15 protein-coding genes and 1 tRNA gene are annotated in these 17611 nt (G+C 69.2%); 7 read left to right on the top strand and 9 right to left on the bottom strand.

What is annotated here, in order from left to right; genetic code table 11:
• Positions 1 to 61 precede the first annotated feature (61 nt).
• The gene (locus tag ACIDOCELLA78_RS000000107890) at positions 62 to 865 is read left to right on the top strand and encodes a carbon-nitrogen hydrolase family protein (RefSeq protein ID WP_201729116.1); all 804 of its coding nucleotides are present in this window, start codon (positions 62 to 64) and stop codon (positions 863 to 865) included.
• Here the strand turns inward: ACIDOCELLA78_RS000000107890 and ACIDOCELLA78_RS000000107885 are convergent.
• A complete protein-coding gene (locus ACIDOCELLA78_RS000000107885; RefSeq protein WP_201729115.1) occupies positions 862 to 2073 on the bottom strand; it encodes a DNA methyltransferase in 1212 nt (403 codons plus the stop codon). The genes ACIDOCELLA78_RS000000107890 and ACIDOCELLA78_RS000000107885 overlap by 4 nt on opposite strands.
• Positions 2074 to 2593: 520 nt before the next feature.
• Here ACIDOCELLA78_RS000000107885 and ACIDOCELLA78_RS000000107880 point away from each other — a divergent pair.
• A complete protein-coding gene (locus ACIDOCELLA78_RS000000107880; RefSeq protein ID WP_214006285.1) occupies positions 2594 to 2788 on the top strand; it encodes a hypothetical protein in 195 nt (64 codons plus the stop codon).
• 27 nt (positions 2789 to 2815) lie between these two features.
• On the opposite strand, the gene ACIDOCELLA78_RS000000107875 is transcribed toward ACIDOCELLA78_RS000000107880, so the two are convergent.
• From ACIDOCELLA78_RS000000107875 to ACIDOCELLA78_RS000000107860, 4 genes are all read right to left on the bottom strand, one after another.
• On the bottom strand, positions 2816 to 3832 hold the full coding sequence (locus ACIDOCELLA78_RS000000107875) for a ribonucleotide-diphosphate reductase subunit beta (RefSeq protein ID WP_201729114.1): 1017 nt from the start codon (positions 3830 to 3832) through the stop codon (positions 2816 to 2818).
• A 299-nt stretch (positions 3833 to 4131) separates the two neighbouring features.
• Positions 4132 to 4941 (bottom strand): ABC transporter ATP-binding protein, encoded by an 810-nt coding sequence (locus ACIDOCELLA78_RS000000107870; protein WP_201729113.1) that lies wholly within the window; start codon positions 4939 to 4941, stop codon positions 4132 to 4134.
• Positions 4942 to 4944: 3 nt separating this feature from the next.
• Positions 4945 to 5925: an ABC transporter permease gene (locus tag ACIDOCELLA78_RS000000107865; RefSeq protein ID WP_249676167.1), complete on the bottom strand. Its 981-nt coding sequence runs from the start codon at positions 5923 to 5925 to the stop codon at positions 4945 to 4947.
• A tRNA-Gln gene (locus ACIDOCELLA78_RS000000107860) sits at positions 5894 to 5968 on the bottom strand. Before ACIDOCELLA78_RS000000107860 ends, ACIDOCELLA78_RS000000107865 begins: the two co-directional genes overlap by 32 nt.
• A gap of 142 nt (positions 5969 to 6110) precedes the next feature.
• Between ACIDOCELLA78_RS000000107860 and ACIDOCELLA78_RS000000107855 the strand changes: the two genes are divergently transcribed.
• Together ACIDOCELLA78_RS000000107855 and ACIDOCELLA78_RS000000107850 are read left to right on the top strand one after the other, a co-directional pair.
• A complete protein-coding gene (locus tag ACIDOCELLA78_RS000000107855) occupies positions 6111 to 7313 on the top strand; it encodes a pyridoxal phosphate-dependent aminotransferase (protein WP_201729112.1) in 1203 nt (400 codons plus the stop codon).
• 321 nt (positions 7314 to 7634) lie between these two features.
• Entirely contained in the window at positions 7635 to 9509 is a 1875-nt protein-coding gene (locus tag ACIDOCELLA78_RS000000107850; RefSeq protein WP_201729111.1) for a ribonucleoside-diphosphate reductase subunit alpha, read from the top strand.
• A gap of 118 nt (positions 9510 to 9627) precedes the next feature.
• On the opposite strand, the gene ACIDOCELLA78_RS000000107845 is transcribed toward ACIDOCELLA78_RS000000107850, so the two are convergent.
• From ACIDOCELLA78_RS000000107845 to argH, 4 genes are read right to left on the bottom strand one after another with little or no spacing between them, the layout of a single operon-like run.
• The gene (locus ACIDOCELLA78_RS000000107845; RefSeq protein WP_201729110.1) at positions 9628 to 11949 is read right to left on the bottom strand and encodes a DUF4175 family protein; all 2322 of its coding nucleotides are present in this window, start codon (positions 11947 to 11949) and stop codon (positions 9628 to 9630) included.
• Positions 11949 to 13265: a diaminopimelate decarboxylase gene (gene lysA, locus ACIDOCELLA78_RS000000107840; RefSeq protein ID WP_201729109.1), complete on the bottom strand. Its 1317-nt coding sequence runs from the start codon at positions 13263 to 13265 to the stop codon at positions 11949 to 11951. Before lysA ends, ACIDOCELLA78_RS000000107845 begins: the two co-directional genes overlap by 1 nt.
• On the bottom strand, positions 13262 to 13390 hold the full coding sequence (locus ACIDOCELLA78_RS000000107835) for a hypothetical protein (RefSeq protein ID WP_283770848.1): 129 nt from the start codon (positions 13388 to 13390) through the stop codon (positions 13262 to 13264). Before ACIDOCELLA78_RS000000107835 ends, lysA begins: the two co-directional genes overlap by 4 nt.
• Positions 13387 to 14832 (bottom strand): argininosuccinate lyase, encoded by a 1446-nt coding sequence (argH, locus tag ACIDOCELLA78_RS000000107830; protein ID WP_201729108.1) that lies wholly within the window; start codon positions 14830 to 14832, stop codon positions 13387 to 13389. Before argH ends, ACIDOCELLA78_RS000000107835 begins: the two co-directional genes overlap by 4 nt.
• Here argH and ACIDOCELLA78_RS000000107825 point away from each other — a divergent pair.
• The 3 genes from ACIDOCELLA78_RS000000107825 (at position 14831) to ACIDOCELLA78_RS000000107815 (ending at position 17575) form a co-directional block, all read left to right on the top strand.
• Complete coding sequence (locus ACIDOCELLA78_RS000000107825) at positions 14831 to 15433, top strand: TlpA disulfide reductase family protein (protein ID WP_201729107.1); 603 nt, start codon at positions 14831 to 14833, stop codon at positions 15431 to 15433. The two genes, argH and ACIDOCELLA78_RS000000107825, sit on opposite strands and share 2 nt — an antisense overlap.
• 75 nt (positions 15434 to 15508) lie before the next feature.
• The gene (locus ACIDOCELLA78_RS000000107820; protein ID WP_201729106.1) at positions 15509 to 16738 is read left to right on the top strand and encodes an argininosuccinate synthase; all 1230 of its coding nucleotides are present in this window, start codon (positions 15509 to 15511) and stop codon (positions 16736 to 16738) included.
• Between the two features lie 276 nt (positions 16739 to 17014).
• The gene (locus ACIDOCELLA78_RS000000107815) at positions 17015 to 17575 is read left to right on the top strand and encodes a YMGG-like glycine zipper-containing protein (protein WP_201729105.1); all 561 of its coding nucleotides are present in this window, start codon (positions 17015 to 17017) and stop codon (positions 17573 to 17575) included.
• The last annotated feature ends 36 nt before the right edge of the window (positions 17576 to 17611 follow it).

Below are 17611 nucleotides of genomic sequence, written 5' to 3'. Positions count from 1 at the left end.
GGGAATGCGGCGCCCCGCGCGCCGATTGCCCCGCTGCCGCGGCGGGTCTATTGAACGGGGCATGGCCATCACGCTCGCCCTCTGCCAGACCGAGGGGCGGTTCGCCGATCCGGTGGCCGCGCTCGACCTGCTCGCCGCCGAGGCGCGGGAGGCCGCCGCCGCCGGCGCCGACCTGCTGGTGCTGCCCGAATTGTTTCTCTCCGGCTACAATCTCGGCGCGGCGCGGGCCCGCGCCCTCGCCCTCGACCCCGAGGGGCCGGAACTGGCCCGGGCGCGGGAGATCGCGGCCGCGCACGGCATCGCGCTCTGTCTCGGCTTCCCCGAGCTTGTGGGCGATGCGGTCGCCAACAGCGCGGCGCTGATCGACGAGGCCGGCGGCGTGCGGCTGATCTATCGCAAGGCGCATCTCTTCGGCGATCTCGACCGCGACATGTTCGCCGTGCGCGGCGAGGGGTTCCCGCTGGTCGCCTGGCGCGGGCTGAGCCTTGGTGTGGCGATCTGCTACGACATCGAATTCCCCGAAACCGCGCGGGTGATGGCGCTGGCGGGGGCCGATCTCGTTCTGGTGCCGACGGCGCTGATGCCGCCCTATCACGTGGTGGCGGAAGCGCTGATCCCGGCCCGCGCCTACGAGAACCAGGTCTACATCGCCTATGCCAATCGCTGCGGCCGCGAGCCGGGCCTCGACTATATCGGCCAATCCTCGATCTGCGGGCCGGATGGCGCGGTGCTGGCCCGGGCCGGGGCGACGCCGACGAGGCTGATGGCGCGGATCGACCCTGGCCATCTGGCCGAAACCCGCCGGCGCGACACGCTGCTGGCCGACCGCCGGCCGGTGCTCTACGGCGCCATCGCGGCCTGCTAGCGCCGGCGCAGCAGGACGACGCGGTTTGAATTCGTGCCGCGGGTGAAATTGCTCACCCCCCAGCAATTCGACGTCTTGGTGAAAAGCTGCCGGTTGACCAGCACGCCCAGCCGCTCGAACGGCAGCTCCGCCGCCGCCTGCCAGACCTGCCGTTCGAGCAGGATGCGCCTGCCCCGCACCTCGCCCACCTCGAAGGCGACATGCCCGCCCGGCCGCACCAGCCGCGCCAGCTCGGCGAGCACCCGCCGGACCATCGCCGTCCAGCCCGCCGCGCCGCGGTGCTGGCCGAGCGCCGCGGCGCCGGCATCGAGCCCGGCGAACCAGCAGCGCAGCCAGTTGTCCGCCGCGTAGTCGACGACATCGAGAAATGGCGGCGAGGTGACGGCGAGCGCGACCGCGCCGGCGTCGAGCGGAACATCCCAGGCCGGTCCGGTGGACAGGCGGGGCCGCGCGCCCTGCGGCACCGCGCCGTCGCGCAGCAGGGTGCGGGATTTGCGCAGGATCAGCGCGGCGATATCGCGCTCCGGCGGCGCGCGGCCGAGCCGGGCGTTGATCCGCAGCTGTGCCGCGACCGACACCGCCTGGTTGGGCGGCATCGAGCGGCCCGAGAAGAAGCCGGGGGAATGGCCGGCGAGCCGGTTGATCGCCACCATGCGAATCCAGTCCACGACCGGATCGGGGCTGTCGTCGCCCGGCGGGGCGCGCTCGCCGATCCAGTCCCGCAGCGCCTCGAGCCGGGCCATGGTCGCCGGGTGGTAGAAGGCGAGCAACTCGGGGCGGCGGACCGCGCCGCGCGACCAGTCGACGCCGCGCAGTGCCGCCTCGACCGCGTCGGTCCCGACCGGTCGCAGCCGCGGGCGGCATAGCATCGCCGCAAGCCCGCTGATGTCGTTGCCGCCGGCCCGGCGGCCCATCAGCGCGGCCTGCAACGGCGTGGTGCCGCGGCCCATGAACGGGTCGAAAACGAGGTCGCCGGGCGCGGTGAGGCGGGCGATGAAGAATTCCGGCAGTTGCGGCTTGAAACAGGCGCGATAGGAAATCTCGTGGATCGCATGCGCCTGGCGCTGCCCGGCGGTCCAGAACGCATTGATGAAATAGTCGATTCCCTCGGCGCGTTCGTGGCTCGTCGCGCTGCCGAGCGCGGCGAAGTCGAGAATGTCGCGAACCAGGGCAGAGTCCGCGGCAGAGGCGGGCTGCGTTTGGCGCATGGCACGACCATATCAGCGCGGCCGCACGGCACCAAGCGGAGAGATCGCGGCGCGCCGCGGCCGACATGGGGCAGCCGACATGGGGAAAATGACATCAAGTCTTCATTTGTCTCCACGATGCCGCCTGTTAGAGCATCATCCGATCAGATGGACTCATCTGATCGGATAAAGATGCTCTGAATATCAATATCATAGAGCACTACATCCGATCCGGATGGATCGGAAAGTGCTCTAGAAGCGCGCGTCACGAACGGCCGCCGCCGTTCGGGGCTCCCGCGACTACCCGATGGGATGATCCTGTCCGTTTTGGCAGGGATACAACCATTATCAACAGGATAAAGTCAGATGCCCGGCAGGCGGGGCCGGACGTTGCCCTAACAAAACAAGAGTGGGAGCTATCCGTATCGTTTCCGGCTCGCGAACCGTTCGCGAAATGGTTTGTTAACGCCGTCCGCCTATTGCTGCCCTGGCCGCGCTCCGGGTTCGCGGCAGCACGTCCACCAACTCACGACAGGTCGCCATGTCAGCTCTTGCCGATAAAACGCCATCGCCCGACCGCCCCGGATCGCGCTCCGAGACGCGATCCCTGCCGCCCGAGGACCGGCTGCTCTGGCCGCAGCTCTTCCCCTATCGCCGCCACCGCGGGCGTGACGCGGGTCTCCCCACCCGTCCAGCGCTCCCGCAGGAGCGCGAGAGCGAGGACACCGCGGCGTAAGGCGTGTTCCCGGCCGTGCCGGTCAGCTCAGGTCCAGGCTTCTTCCCAGGTGCCGACCGTCGACGCCTTGCTGTATTCGGTGGCGCGGTTCTCGAAGAAATTCGCGTGCTCGACCGCGTTGAGCATCTCGTCGAGCCAGGGCAGCGGGTTCTTGTCGACATGGAAGAGCGGGTCGAGCCCGAGCTGCAACAGCCTGCGGTCGGCGATGTAGCGGATATAGCGCTTGACCTCGGCGCCGGTCAGCCCCTCCACCGCGCCAAGCTCGAAGGCGAGGTCGATGAAGGCGTCCTCATGCTCGACGATGGTGGCACAGCACGTATAGAGTTCCTGGCGCAGCGTCTCGGTCCAGATTTCCGGATTCTCGGCGACGAAGGTGCGGAACAGCCGGATGATCGACAGGCAGTGCAGGCTTTCGTCGCGCACCGACCATGAGACGATCTGGCCCATTCCCTTCATCTTGTTGAAGCGCGGGAAGTTCAGCAGGATCGCGAACGAGGCGAAGAGCTGCAACCCCTCGGTGAAGGCGCCGAAGGCGGCCAGCGTCTTGGCGATCTCGTGCTTCGAGTCGACCCGGAATTCCTGCATGTAGTCGTACTTGTCCTTCATCTCCTTGTATTTGAGGAAGGCCGAGTATTCGACTTCGGGCATGCCGATCGTGTCGAGCAGATGCGAGTAGGCGGCGATGTGGATGGTCTCGATGTTCGAGAAGGCCGAGAGCATCATCAGCACCTCGGTCGGTTTGAACACCTGGCTGTAATGCTTCATGTAGCAGTTGTTCACCTCGACATCCGCCTGGGTGAAGAAGCGGAAGATCTGGGTGAGCAGGTTGCGCTCGCCCTCGGTGAGGTTCTTGTGCCAGTCCTTCACGTCATCCGCGAGCGGCACTTCCTCCGGCAGCCAGTGGACGCGTTGCTGGGTCAGCCACGATTCATAGGCCCAGGGGTAGCGGAACGGCTTGTAGACCGGGTTTTCGGTCAGCAGGTCGAAATGCGCCGGCGTCTCCACCGGAATGGGGGCGGCGGTATCGGGCAGGGTGACGGACATTCGGGACGATCCTTGCGGGCGTGAGAGACAGACATCAGGCGGTGCGGCCGGCGGCGAGGGTGGCGAGCGACCCCTGACGGCGGGGCGCGCAGACGCCCTCGCTTCATCGTCAGGATCACTTGGCCGCGATGGCCGACCCTCGTCATCACCGGTCTGATTCGCTGACCCCAGTATGGGGGCAGGGCCATGATCCGGCAACCCGCCAGCGCGAAACTTGATCCGGTTTTTCACCCCATGTTGTAGTCATGGAGTATTTATCCACAAGATGTTGTGGAGAGCGCGGCGGCCCGGGCCAGGGTTCAGTCCTGTGCCGGCAGCCTGTCGGCGGCATTGGTCCGGCCATGCGCGGCGAGCAGCTCGTCATATTGCTGCGGCGGCAGATAGTCGGCGAGGACCTGCATCGGCAGGCCATCGGCGCGGATCCGCCCGCCCTCCAGCCAGAGCAGCCGGTTGCACCATTCCACCAGGATCGAGGGGCTGTGGCTGGCGAGCACGAGAATGTCGGCATGGCGCACCATGCCCTCGACCCGCGCGCGCGCCTTTTCCATGAAGGCGGCGTCGCCGGCGAGAATCCACTCGTCCATCAGCAGGATCTCGGGGGGAAACGCCGTCGCCATCGCGAAGGCGAGGCGCACCACCATGCCGGAGGAATAGTTGCGCACCGGCAGATCGAGGAACTGGGCGAGTTCGGAGAAATCCTCGACATCCGCCTCCAGCCGGTCGATCTCCGGGCGCGGCAGGCCGAGAAAGCGCCCGCGCAGGCGGATATTCTCCCGCCCCGTGAGGTCGGGGTTCATCCCCTGCCCGGGGTCGAGCAGCGATTGCAGCCGCCCCTCCATCGACAGTGCGCCGGCGGTCGGCTGGTAGATGCCCGAGAGCGCGCGCAGCAGGGTGGTCTTGCCCGAGCCGTTCGAGCCGATCAGCCCCAGCCGGTCGCCGGTTTTCAGCGAGAAGGAAATGTCGCGCAGCGCCTGCACCACCGGGCGGCTGCGCCGGTCCTGGGCGAAGCGCGAGGAGGCATGGCCGAGCAGGGTTTTCTTCAGCGACCGGCTGTCCCCGTGATAGAGCGGGAAATCCACCGAGATGTCGAAGGCGGTCAGATATGCCATGGTCTAGACCCAGTAGGCCACGCGGCCGCGCATCCGCGCGAAGCCGATTGCCGCGACCCCGACCAGCAGGGCCGAGACGCCGATCGCAGCGAGCACCAGCCGCGTGCTGACCGGCGTGCCGAGCAGCGGCGCGCGCAGGATTTCGAGGATGGGATAGAACGGGTTGAGATCGACCAGCAGCCGGCCGATCGGGTGGCTGTCCAGCACCTTGGCGTACCAGATCACCGGGGTGATGAAGAAGGCGATCTGCATCACCGAGAGGATGATCTGCGGCAGGTCGCGGAACCGCGCGCAGAGCGCGCCCATCAGCAGCGAGATCGCCAGCGCGTCGATCATCCACAGCGCGAGGGCGGGGATCGCCAGCAACGAATACAGGCTCTGATGCACGCCCATGATGAGGAACACGACGACGATCACGATCAGGTTATGCCCGAGCACGATGGTGTTGCGCACCACGTTGCGCGCGGCATGCACGCTGAAGGGCATGCGCGTGCCCTTTATCAGCGTGTCGGTCTGGGTGAAGCAGGTGCTCCCCTCCGAGATCAGCGTGTTGAGATAGGTCCACAGCACCAGCGAGATCGCGAGATAGGGCAGGTAGGTATGGATGTCGGTGTGGAACAGCACGCCGTAGAGAAACGCCATCGCGCCGACCTGCACGCCGGTCGAGATCGTCAGCCAGAACGGCCCCAGCGCCGAGCCGCGATAGCGCAGCTTGATGTCGTAGAAAGCGAGCGTCCAGACCAGCTGCCAGAGCCGCGCGCCCTCGGCGAGGTCGGCGAGGGCGAGACTGGTCCGCTGTCCCCACCCGCGATCGGCCGAGAGGGTGAAAAACGCTGCGCGGCGGAAGCTGGTCGGGGCCGGTGCGGCCGCTTGCGTGTCGTTCATGTCGGAAACCTGCTCCTGCCCGGTTCGGGCCGTCCTGACCCAGGCCAGAGGCGAGCCCTGCTGGCGCTGGCTGGGGTGGGAGGATTCGAACCTCCGCATGGCGGAATCAAAATCCGCTGCCTTACCGCTTGGCTACACCCCATCCGGGCCTGACTGATATGGCGTTGCCGCCGGCTCGGCAAGTCCCGCCATGTGCGCAATTCGGGCCGGACCGCACGAAGCGCCCATGTTCATCGCCCGACAGTTCGGTTACATCGGGCCGGTTGCCAAGGGGAGTATCGCACATGAACCTGATCGCCGCACGCCTGAACCGGATCAGCCCGAGCCAGACGATCGCCATTTCCACCAAGGCGCGCCAGCTCAAGGCCGAGGGCCGCGACATCATCAGCCTCTCCGCCGGCGAGCCGGATTTCGACACGCCCCATCACATCAAGCGCGCCGCCATCGCCGCGATCGAGGCGGGCGAGACCAAATATACCGACGTCGCCGGCACCATGGCGCTGCGCAAGGCCGCCGCCGCCAAGTTCAAGCGCGACAACGGGATCGACTACACGCCGCAGGAGATCATCGTCTCGACCGGCGGCAAGCAGGTCATCTTCAACGCCATGCTCGCCACCGTCGAAGCCGGCGACGAGGTGATCATCCCCACACCCTGCTGGGTCAGCTACCCCGACATCGTCCAGCTCGCCGAGGGCAAGCCGGTCTTCGTCCCCTGCAGCCAGAACAACGGCTTCAAGCTCCGCGCCGAGGATCTCGAGGCGGCGATCACGCCGAAGACCAAGTGGCTGATGCTGAACTCGCCCTCCAACCCGACCGGGGCGGCCTATTCGGCGGAAGACCTCCGCCCGATCTGCGACGTGCTGCTCCGCCACCCCGACATCTGGGTGTTCACCGACGACATCTACGAAAAGCTCGTCTATGACGGTTTCACGCCCGCCACCATCGTCGGCGTCGAGCCGAGGCTGCGCGAGCGCACGGTGACGATGAACGGCTGCTCCAAGGCCTATGCGATGACCGGCTGGCGAATCGGCTTCTGCGGCGCGCCGGTCCAGCTCATCAAGGCGATGGACAAGCTGCAGAGCCAGTCCACCTCGAACACCTCCTCGGTCAGCCAGGCGGCGGCGCTCGCCGCGCTGGAAGGCCCGGAAGACGCGATCGACGTGATGCGCGCCGCCTATCGCGAGCGGCGCGACCTCGTGGTCGCGATGCTGAACCAGGCGCCGGGCATCACCTGTGCGAAGCCCGAGGGCGCGTTCTACGTCTTCCCCTCGATCGCCGGCTGCCTCGGCAAGACCTCGGCGGGGGGCACCAAAATCGTCGATGACGAGGCCTTCGTCACGGCGCTGCTGGAAGAGCAGGGGGTCGCCGCCGTGCATGGCAGCGCCTTCGTCTATCCCGGCTATTTCCGGGTCAGCTACGCGACCTCGACCGAGGCGCTGCGCGACGCCTGCACCCGCATCCAGACCTTCTGCCAGGGGTTGCGCTGAGCGCGGCCGCCGCCTGCCGCCCGACCCGCCTGCCATCCGACCCGCCTGCCGCCCGACCCCTCGGATGCCGGACCCGCGCGATGCCATTCGCGCGGGTCTTTCGTTCGGCCCGTCTTGCCTGCCGCCCGTCTTGCCGGGGATTCCGCTTGCCGGCGGACGGTTTCGGGGTTAGTTTGGAACAAAAAGTGAACGACAGTCTTGCCGCCGCATCGACTCGGGGCAAGAGAAATTTTTTGGACCAACTTGATCTAGTGTCGATTGCGCGAGGCGTGCCCAATATGTAGTGATAGCGACACGCCGAACCGAGGAGCTGCAACTGCGATGAACGCGATCAACCGACCCGAGCCCGCCCTGCTCGATACCGACGTGCAGATCCGCGGGGGCCATCAGATCAGGATCGACCGCACGCGCGATTCCCTGCTCACCGAGTTCGGCCGCGCCACGCTGAACGACCGCTATCTGATGCCCGGCGAGAGCTATCAGGACCTGTTCGCCCGCGTCGCCTCCTATTACGGCGACGACGCCGAGCACGCCCAGCGGCTGTATGACTACATCAGCAAGCTCTGGTTCATGCCGGCGACGCCCGTTCTGTCGAACGGCGGCACCAAGCGCGGCCTGCCGATCTCCTGCTTCCTCAACGAGGCGTCGGACAGTCTGGAAGGCATCGTCGATCTCTGGAACGAGAATGTCTGGCTCGCCTCCAAGGGCGGCGGCATCGGCTCCTACTGGGGCAATCTCCGCTCGATCGGCGAGAAGGTCGGCCAGAACGGCAAGACCTCCGGCGTCGTTCCCTTCATCCGGGTGATGGACAGCCTGACGCTGGCGATCAGCCAGGGCTCGCTGCGCCGCGGCTCGGCCGCCGTCTACCTGCCGATCTCGCATCCCGAAATCGAGGAATTCATCGAGATCCGCCGCCCCACCGGCGGCGATCCGAACCGCAAGGCCCTCAACCTGCATCACGGCATCCTGGTCTCCGACGCGTTCATGCGCGCCGTCGAGGCGGACGAGATGTGGCCGCTCACCTCGCCAAAGGATGGCGCGCATGTCCGCTCCGTCTCGGCCCGCTCGCTCTGGATCCGCATCCTCACCGCCCGGATCGAGACCGGCGAGCCCTACATCATCTTCGGCGACCATGTGAACAACGCCCGCCCCGAGCACCACAAGCTCGCCGGCCTCGAGGTGAAAACCTCCAATCTCTGCGCCGAGATCACCCTGCCCACCGGGCTCGACCAGCACGGCCAGCAGCGCACCGCCGTCTGCTGCCTGTCCTCGATCAATCTCGAAACCTGGCTCGAATGGCACGACAACCCGCAATTCATCGAGGACGTGATGCGCTTCCTCGACAACGTGCTGCAGGATTTCATCGACAACGCGCCCGATTCGATGGCCCGCGCCAAATACGCGGCGATGCGCGAGCGCTCGGTGGGCCTCGGCGTGATGGGGTTCCACTCGCTGCTGCAATCGCTCAACATCCCCTTCGAGAGCGCGATGGCCAAGGCCTGGAACATCCGCATCTTCCGCCACATCCGCGCCGGCGCCGATGCCGCCTCGCGCAAGCTCGCCGAAGAGCGCGGGCCCTGCCCGGATGCCGCCGAATATGGCGTGATGGAGCGCTTCTCCCACAAGATGGCGATCGCGCCGACCGCCTCGATCTCGATCATCGCCGGCAATTCCAGCCCCGGCATCGAGCCGATCGCCGCCAACGTGTTCCTGCAGAAAACCCTCTCCGGCAGTTTCTCGGTGCGCAACCGCCACCTCCAGCTTCTCCTCGCCGCCAAGGGCCGCGACGATGAGGAAACCTGGTCGAACATCACCGTCAACAAGGGCTCGGTCCAGCATCTCGACTTCCTCACCGATGACGAGAAGGCCGTCTTCAAGACCGCTTTCGAGCTTGACCAGCGCTGGGTGATCGAGCACGCCGCCGACCGCACGCCGCATATCTGCCAGAGCCAGTCGATCAACGTGTTCCTGCCCGCCAATGTCCACAAGCGGGACCTGCACCAGATCCACTATCAGGCCTGGAAGAAGGGCGTGAAGTCGCTCTATTACTGCCGCTCGCTGTCGATCCAGCGGGCCGATACGGTGAGCGAGAAGGTGCAGCGCCACGAGCATGGCGAGGCCGCCCCCGCCGCCAAGGTGCCGCCCGCCGCCGCGGCGAGCACCACCGATTACGAGGAATGCCTCGCCTGCCAGTAGAGAGATTGATAGTCGCAAGATTGGCAGTCGCAAGATCGGCAATAGCAGGATTGGGCCGGAAGCCCGCCCGAAGGCCGCCGCATCCCGCCGGCGGCCTTTCGTGTTTCGGCCGCCCGCCTCATTCGCTCCCCAGCAGCCTGCCGTAATAGCGGCGCGCGTCCGTCGGCAGGCCCGGCCTCTGGTCGCGGTGGATCAGCGCGTTCTCGATCTGCCGCGCCGCCGAATGCAGCCCCGCCTTGCCCAGGCTGACATCGCTGGCGTTCTGGTTGCCGAACGCGCCCTCGCCGCCGGACGCGTTCTGCCCCGCCGCCACCGGGCCTCCGCCCGCCGGGTTCTGCCCCGCCATCGCCGCCAGCGCGCCCGCCGCCTGTTGCAGCGAGGCGATCGCCTGCCGCTCGCCGGAGAGCGCCGCCGGAATGTCGCCGGTGCCAAGCGCGTCGCGCGCGGCGGTCATCGACCGCTGGCCCTGGCCGAGCGTCGACTGGCCCGGCAGACCTTCCCCCTGCATCGCCCGGGCGGCGTCGGCGAGCTGCTGGCGCAGCGTCTCCTGCCGCTGCGCGAGGCCGGCGGCCCCTTGCTGCGCGGGCAAAGCGGGCTGGCCGCCCGGTGCCGGCATCGCGCCGCGCCGCGCGGTCCGGTCCATCAGCTTCGCCTCCTCGCGCATGATCGCGGCAAGCCGGCGCGCGGCCGCTTGCCGCTGCTGCTGTTGCTGCTGCGCCGCCGCCGAACCGCTCGCCTGCGGCGCGGTCAGCCGGTTCAGCATCTGCCCGAGCCTTGCCATGTCGCGCGCGGCCTGCGCCGTCTGCCCGGAGGCCAGCTCCTGCCGGATCTGGTTTGCCAGCCGGTCGATCGCCGTGCGCTGCGCCGCCTGCTGTGCCTGATCGCCGCGCGCAGACCGCTTTGTCGCGTCCTGCCGCGCCTGCATCGCCCGGTCGAGCTGCTGCATCAGCTGTTGAAACCGCGCCCGCTCCATGCGGTGACCGGCAAGGGCGCGCGCCAGCGCCTGATGCAGCGTCTGCGCCGCCGCGTCGAGCTGGCGCGTCGCCTTGTAGGCGGCGCCGAGTTCCGCGCGCTGCACCAGCGTCCACAGCCCTGCCTCGGCCTGTGCGTAATCCGGGGCCGTCGGGCCGAATCCGGCGGCGAACCGCGCAAGCGCCGCGCGTGTGCCCGGCGTCAGCTTGCCCGGCGGCGTGGCGGCGAGGGTGCCGAGCCGGGCGGCGAGCGCCGGGCGACCCGGTTCGCCGCGCGCCAGCGCCTGGCGGATCGCCTCCAGCGCCCGCGCCGTCGGGTCGTGCAGCGCGGGGGCGGGCAGGGCGAGGCGCGCGGGCGCCGAGCGCCCGGTTTGCCCGGCGCGGTTCACCGCGGCGAGCGTGGCATCCACCGTCATGCCCGCGAGCGGGCTGGCCAGCAGGTCGAGCCGGGTGCTGCCGGCGATGCGCTCGCCATGCGGCTTTGCCACCGGCAGCGCGGCGCGGTCGGCCCTCGCGCCCGGCGCATCCACCGGCCGCAGCACGAGGCGCAGCGCAGTTAGCCCGTAGCGGCTGACGCCGCGCCAGGCGAGGGCGACGCGCCGCGCCGCCGCGGTCGGCGCCGGCGGCGCGGCGAAGCCGATTCGCGGCGGCGTCGGCGCGATCACCATGATCCGCTCCCGCGCGATCCGGTTCCAGAACGGCCCGATGCGCAGCGTCGTCGTGCGGTCGAGCGTCTCCCGCGCGCGGAAGCTGCCGGTGCCGATGCCGGCGAACCCCAGCGCCTTGCCGCCGATCCACGCCGCCGGGGCGGCATCGCCGGCGCCGGTGACGATGATGGCGAGCGTCGAGCCGGCAAGCGCCGTCACCTTGCCCGAGCCCGCCCCGATCAGGCGCGGCGTCGCCCCCGCCCAGCGCGGCGGCGTGATCCAGGCCTGCACGGCAAGGCCGGGGCGGGCGAAGGGCGAGGCGAAATCGACACTGGCCGCGAGCCGCGATCCGGCCCGCGATCCCGCGGCGGCCCAGGCGGCGATCAGGCCGAGCAGGAGCAGAAAGCGCAGCGCGAACGGATCATGTGCGGTGAAATCCGGCCGCGGCAGGCCGACCCTGGCGGTGGCGAGCGCGCGATCGGTGCGGGCGCGGTGCGCCTCCCAGAGCGGTGCCGCGCCGGCCAGCGCCGGCGCGTCGCCATAGGCGGCGAGCGGGCGGTGATGCAGGCGGGAATCCCGCTCGATCCGGCGGTCGGCGGCCTCCGCCGCGGGTGGGCGATAGCGGCGGATGGCGTGGCGCAGCGCGAGGCCGAGGGTGATGAGGCCGGCGAGATCGGCCCGCCAGCCGCCGAATCCGGCGAGCCCGACGATCAGGAACACCGCGACCACTCCGGCGGGCGGCATCGCGGCGATGGCGACGGCCTCGGCCACCAGCACGCGGCGCGCCCGCCGCCGCAGCCGGGCGAGGCGCGCCGCCGGCATTACCGGCGCTGCGGCACGATCTCGTCGCGCCAGAGATCGTCGAGCGCCTGCCGCCGGCGGATCAGATGCGGCGCGCCATCGGCGATCATCACCTGGGCGGCGAGCGGCCGGCCGTTATAGGTGCTGCTCATCGTCGCGCCATAGGCCCCGGCATCGAGCAGCGCGACCAGCGCGCCGGGGGCGAGATCGGGCAGGTCGTGGGTGCCGAAACGGTCGCTGCTCTCGCAGACCGGCCCCACCGCCTCGGCCGGCAGCGGCGCGCCCGCGGCATCGGCGGCGCCGATGGGGACGATGCCGTGCCGCGCGCCGTAAAGCGCCGGGCGCATCAGGTCGTTCATCCCGGCATCGAGCACGACGAAGCGCTCCGCCCCGGCGCGCTTGATCAGCGTCACCCGGGCGATCAGCACGCCGGCCGGGCCCACCAGCCAGCGGCCGGGCTCGACGATCAGGTCGAGATCATGGCCGCCGAGCACGCGGCGCACCATCGCCGCCTGCGCCGCGAGCGGGAAGGCGGCGCCGTCGTCATAAGGAATGCCGAAGCCGCCGCCGAGGTCGAAGCGGCGCAGCGCGAGCCCCTCGCCGCGCAGCGCCCCGATCAGCCCGAGCACCCGCCGATACGCCGCCTCGAAGGCGTCGGGGGCGAAGATCTGGCTGCCGATATGGGTCGAAAACCCGACCGCCGCGATGCCGGGCAGGGCGGCGGCGCGGCGGTAGAGCGCGCCCGCGTCATCGAAGCCGATGCCGAACTTGTCGCCCTTGCGGCCGGTGCTGATCTTGTCGTGTCCGCCAGCCGCGACATCCGGGTTCACCCGCAGCGCGACCGGTGCCGCAACCCCCATCGACGCGGCGATGCCGGAGATCATCTCCAGCTCCTCGGCGCTTTCGACATTGATCTGGCCGATGCCGGCGGCCAGCGCGCGGCGCAGCTCGTCCTCCCGCTTGCCCACGCCGGAGAACACCATCGCCCCCGGCGCGATCCCGGCGGCGGCGGCGCGGGCGAACTCCCCCGCGCTGGTCACATCCGCCCCGGCGCCGCCTTCCCGCACCAGGCCGAGGATGGCGAGATGGTCGTTCGCCTTCACCGCGTAGCGGATCGCGGGGGTCAGCCCCTCGGCGGTGAAGGACGCGCGCAGGGCGGCGAGCCGCCCCTCGATCGTTGCGGCGCTGTAGACCCAGCTCGGCGTCCCGTGGCTGGCGGCGATGGCGGCCAGCGGCACGCCATCGAGGCAAAGCCCGTCCATCGCGTGGAAGGACAGGTTCGGCCGGGTGGCGACGAGCCGATGCCAGGCCTGGTCGCGGGTGAGGGCGTTCATCATTCGGAGGGATATTGGTGCGGATAGGTGATCTGCCCCGCCGGGCCGGGCGGCGAGGGCGCGCCGGCGCGGCCGCAGGCGGCGAGGGCGGCGCAGGCCAGCACAACCAGCAGCAGTCCGCGGGTCATGCCAGCGCCTCCTGCCAGCGCGCCGCGGCGCGGGCGACATTGTCGGGCGCGGTGCCGCCGAAGGTGCGGCGCGCGGCGACCGAGGCCTCGATGGTCAGCACATCATACACCGCCTCGGTGATCCGCGGCTCGATCTCCTGCATCACCGCGAGCGGCAGGGCGACGAGGTCGAGCCCGCGCGACTCGGCGGCGCTCACGATCTGCCCGGTCACGTGATGGGCGGTGCGGAAGGGCAGGCCGAGATCGCGCACGAGATAGTCGGCAAGGTCGGTCGCGGTGGCGAAATCGGCGCCGGCCACCGCGCGCATCCGCCCCGCGTCAGGCTCCATGTCGCGCACCATGCCGGTCATCGCGGCGAGGCACAGCTCGGCGGCGTCGGCGGCGTCGAACACCGGCTCCTTGTCCTCCTGCATGTCCTTCGCATAGGCGAGCGGCAGGCCCTTCATCACCGCGAGCAGCCCGGCGAGCGCGCCGAAAATCCGCCCCGCCTTGGCCCGGGCCAGCTCGGCGGCGTCGGGGTTGCGCTTCTGCGGCATGATCGACGAGCCGGTGGTATAGGCGTCGGACAGCCGGATGAAGCGATAGGGCGCGCTGGTCCAGATGATGATCTCCTCGGCGAAACGCGAAAGATGCATCGCGAGGATGGAGAGCGCCGAGAGGAATTCAAGCGCGAAGTCGCGGTCGGACACCGAATCGAGCGAATTCGCGGTCGGCCGGTCGAAGCCGAGGGCGGCGGCGGTCATGAAGCGGTCGATCGGGAAGGTGGTGCCGGCCAGCGCGGCGGCGCCGAGCGGGCATTCGTTCAGCCGCCGGCGCGCATCCGCGAGGCGGCCGCGGTCGCGCCCCAGCATCTCGACATAGGCGAGCAGATGATGCCCGAGCGTCACCGGCTGGGCGGTCTGCAAATGGGTGAAGCCGGGCATGATGGTGCCCGCGTGCTCGGCCGCGCGGTCGGCCAGCGCGCGCATCAGCGAGCGCACCTGCTCGTCGAGACTGTCGATCGCCTTGCGCACCCAGAGCCTGAAATCGGTCGCCACCTGGTCGTTGCGGCTGCGCGCGGTGTGCAGCCGCCGCCCCGCCTCGCCGATCCGCGCGACCAGCCAGGCCTCGATATTGGTGTGGATGTCCTCCAGCGCGGGATCGAAGGTGAAGGCGCCGTCGGCGATCGCCCCGGCGATCTCGCCGAGCCCGGCGCGGATCGCCGTCTCGTCATCGGCCGAGATGATGCCCTGCGCCGCGAGCATGCCGGCATGGGCGAGGCTGCCCTCGATATCCTCGCGCCAGAGCCGCTGGTCGAACCCGATCGAGGCGTTGATCGCCTGCATCACGGCTGCGGGACCGGCGGCGAAACGCCCGCCCCATTGCAGGCTCGATGGTTGCGTTTCGGCCTGTTCGGCACCAGACTTCGTCGTATTCGATTTGGAAGAGGTATCGGCGGTCATGCGTTTCGGGCTTTCTCGGCGGCGGTTCGCGCAACTGGGTGCGGGTCTTGTGCTGCCTGACTTAACTTCGCTCGCCGGGATCGGCAAATCCGCCGCGGCGATGACGCTGCCGGATGTCGGCCCCAATCTCGACGCGACGGTGCCGCAGCCGGAGCCGGATTTCCATTTCCTCGACGCCTCCGGCCGGCGGATGACGCTCGCCGCCTTCCGCGGCGAGGGGCTGGTGGTGAATTTCTGGGCCACCTGGTGCCCGCCCTGCCGCGCCGAACTGCCGACGCTGCTGGCGCTCGACCCGAAAATCCGCGCCGATGGCATGCGCGTCCTGCCGATCTCGGTGGACAGCCAGGGGATCAAGGCGGTGCGCCCCTATTTCGCCCGCCATCACATCACCGGCGTGCCGATGCTGCTCGACCCGAGTTCGAGCGCGCTCGATGCGTTCAACATCGGCGGCATCCCCTTCACCGTGATCGTCGATCGCGCGGGGCAGATGGTCGCCTCGCTGCAAGGGGCGGGGGATTGGGACACGCCGGCGACCATCGCGCGGCTGCGCCGGCTGGTCGGGCCGAAACCGGCCGCCGCACCGCCCACCACGTCGACCTGATCCGCCGCGCCGGCTCTTGCCCCGCCGCGATCCGGCTGATAGGCCGCGCCTGAGGCAGAACCGGGACAGAGAACGATGGCTGAAAACACCGTAAAGAAAGTTGTGCTGGCCTATTCGGGCGGGCTCGATACCAGTGTCATTCTCCGCTGGCTGCAGACCGAGCGGGCGGCGGAGGTCGTCACCTTCACCGCCGATCTCGGCCAGGGCGAGGAGCTGGAGCCGGCGCGGCGCAAGGCCGAGATGTTCGGCGTCAAGGAAATCTTCGTCGAGGATCTGCGCGAAACCTTCGTGAAGGATTTCGTCTTCCCGATGTTCCGCGCCAACGCGCTCTACGAGGGCCAGTACCTGCTCGGCACCTCGATCGCCCGGCCGCTGATCGCGCAGCGCCAGATCGAGATCGCCGAGGCGGTGGGGGCCGACGCCGTGGCCCATGGCGCGACCGGCAAGGGCAACGACCAGGTCCGCTTCGAACTCGCCTATTACGCGCTGAAGCCGGATGTGAAGGTCGTCGCCCCCTGGCGCGAATGGAGCCTGACCAGCCGTACGAAGCTGCTCGAATTCGCCGAGGCGCACCAGATCCCCATCGCCCGCGACAAGCGCGGCGAGGCGCCGTTCTCGGTCGATGCGAACCTGCTGCACTCCTCCTCCGAGGGCAAGATCCTCGAAGACCCCGCCGAGGCGCCGGACGAGATCGTCTACCAGCGGACGATCAGCCCCGAGGCGGCGCCGGACGTGGTCACCGAAATCAGCATCGATTTCGCCCAGGGCGACGCGGTGGCGCTGAACGGGGAGGCGCTCTCGCCGGCGACATTGCTCACCAGGCTCAACGAGCTGGGCCGCGACAACGGCATCGGCCGGCTCGACCTCGTCGAGAACCGGTTCGTCGGCATGAAGTCGCGCGGCGTCTATGAAACCCCGGGCGGCACGATCCTGCTGGCGGCGCATCGCGCCATCGAGAGCATCACGCTCGACCGCGAGGCCGCGCATCTGAAGGACAGCCTGATGCCGCGCTATGCCGAGCTGATCTATAACGGCTTCTGGTTCAGCCCCGAGCGGCGCATGCTCCAGGCGCTGATCGACGCCAGCCAGAACTCCGTCACCGGCCGGGTGCGCCTGAAACTCTACAAGGGCAACGTGATCGTCGCCGGCCGCGAAAGCCCCAACTCGCTCTACTCGGCGCGGATGGTCACCTTCGAGGACGACGAGGGCGCCTACAACCAGCAGGACGCGGCCGGCTTCATCAAGCTGAACGCCCTGCGCCTACGCCTCGGCGGCGCCATCGGCCGGCGCGGCGGCGCGCTTTAGAGCACTTTCCGATCCATCCGGATCGAATGTAGTGCTCTATGGTATTGATAAATAGAGCATCAAGCGGCGGCGCTGCGGGACTCATCTGTCCGACTGGATGTTTCCATCCGGCCGGACAGACCGCTCCGCCCCCGCGGCGCGGGCCGTCTGCTCCACAATCGCCACATTTCCACCATCGCCGGGCCATCTCCCGCCGTCATGACGACGTTATGGCCGCGCGACATCCATTCCGGCAGGGCCGGGACGTCATGCGGCCGATCTGAGGAGGAGCAGAGCATGACCCCGATCCCATCCCGCCTTTTCCCGCGCCGCTCTCTGCGGCGTTCCGGCGCCGCCGTCGCGGTGGTCGCCGCGGCGCTGGCGCTCGCCGGCTGCACCAACCCCTATGATCCCGGCCAGCGCGCCCTGGGCGGGGCGGCGATCGGCGCCGGCACGGGGGCCGCGATCGGGGCAGCCACCGGCGGCAGCCCAGCCACCGGCGCGCTGATCGGCGGCGCGGTCGGCGCCCTCGGTGGCGCGCTGACAACCCCGCAACCCGCCCCGCCGCCCGGCGCCTATGGCGCCTATCGCCGCCCCGACAGGCCGCAAGGCGACCAGTACCGCCACGACAACGAATATCGGCAGGACGGCCAGTATCAGCAGGGCAACCAGTATCCGCAGAACGGCCAATACCGGCAGGGCAACCAGTATCCGCAGAGCGGCCAATACCGGCAGGATCACCGTGCCCCCTACAACAACGGCGCTCCCGACCAGGGCAACCCGTACAATCAGGGGAATCCCTACAATCAGGGCAACCCGTATGACCAGGGCAACGGCTACCAGAACGGGCAATACTAGAGCATCATCCGATCAGATGGACTCATCTGATCGGAT

Source organism: Acidocella sp. C78 (assembly GCF_907164655.1).
The sequence above is the reverse complement of the archived record's forward strand: the minus strand, read 5'-3'. Positions and strand labels throughout refer to the sequence as shown.

Excerpts from the sequence above, each read along its gene's own strand:
- ACIDOCELLA78_RS000000107865 (WP_249676167.1), bottom strand. The coding sequence starts at position 5,925 with ATGCGGAGGTTCGAATCCTCCCACCCCAGCCAGCGCCAGCAGGGCTCG.
- ACIDOCELLA78_RS000000107850 (WP_201729111.1), top strand. The coding sequence starts at position 7,635 with ATGAACGCGATCAACCGACCCGAGCCCGCCCTGCTCGATACCGACGTG.
- ACIDOCELLA78_RS000000107855 (WP_201729112.1), top strand. The coding sequence starts at position 6,111 with ATGAACCTGATCGCCGCACGCCTGAACCGGATCAGCCCGAGCCAGACG.
- ACIDOCELLA78_RS000000107815 (WP_201729105.1), top strand. The coding sequence starts at position 17,015 with ATGACCCCGATCCCATCCCGCCTTTTCCCGCGCCGCTCTCTGCGGCGT.
- lysA (WP_201729109.1), bottom strand. The coding sequence starts at position 13,265 with ATGATGAACGCCCTCACCCGCGACCAGGCCTGGCATCGGCTCGTCGCC.
- ACIDOCELLA78_RS000000107845 (WP_201729110.1), bottom strand. The coding sequence starts at position 11,949 with ATGCCGGCGGCGCGCCTCGCCCGGCTGCGGCGGCGGGCGCGCCGCGTG.
- ACIDOCELLA78_RS000000107820 (WP_201729106.1), top strand. The coding sequence starts at position 15,509 with ATGGCTGAAAACACCGTAAAGAAAGTTGTGCTGGCCTATTCGGGCGGG.
- ACIDOCELLA78_RS000000107870 (WP_201729113.1), bottom strand. The coding sequence starts at position 4,941 with ATGGCATATCTGACCGCCTTCGACATCTCGGTGGATTTCCCGCTCTAT.
- ACIDOCELLA78_RS000000107890 (WP_201729116.1), top strand. The coding sequence starts at position 62 with ATGGCCATCACGCTCGCCCTCTGCCAGACCGAGGGGCGGTTCGCCGAT.
- argH (WP_201729108.1), bottom strand. The coding sequence starts at position 14,832 with ATGACCGCCGATACCTCTTCCAAATCGAATACGACGAAGTCTGGTGCC.
- ACIDOCELLA78_RS000000107875 (WP_201729114.1), bottom strand. The coding sequence starts at position 3,832 with ATGTCCGTCACCCTGCCCGATACCGCCGCCCCCATTCCGGTGGAGACG.
- ACIDOCELLA78_RS000000107880 (WP_214006285.1), top strand. The coding sequence starts at position 2,594 with ATGTCAGCTCTTGCCGATAAAACGCCATCGCCCGACCGCCCCGGATCG.
- ACIDOCELLA78_RS000000107825 (WP_201729107.1), top strand. The coding sequence starts at position 14,831 with ATGCGTTTCGGGCTTTCTCGGCGGCGGTTCGCGCAACTGGGTGCGGGT.
- ACIDOCELLA78_RS000000107835 (WP_283770848.1), bottom strand. The coding sequence starts at position 13,390 with ATGACCCGCGGACTGCTGCTGGTTGTGCTGGCCTGCGCCGCCCTCGCC.
- ACIDOCELLA78_RS000000107885 (WP_201729115.1), bottom strand. The coding sequence starts at position 2,073 with ATGCGCCAAACGCAGCCCGCCTCTGCCGCGGACTCTGCCCTGGTTCGC.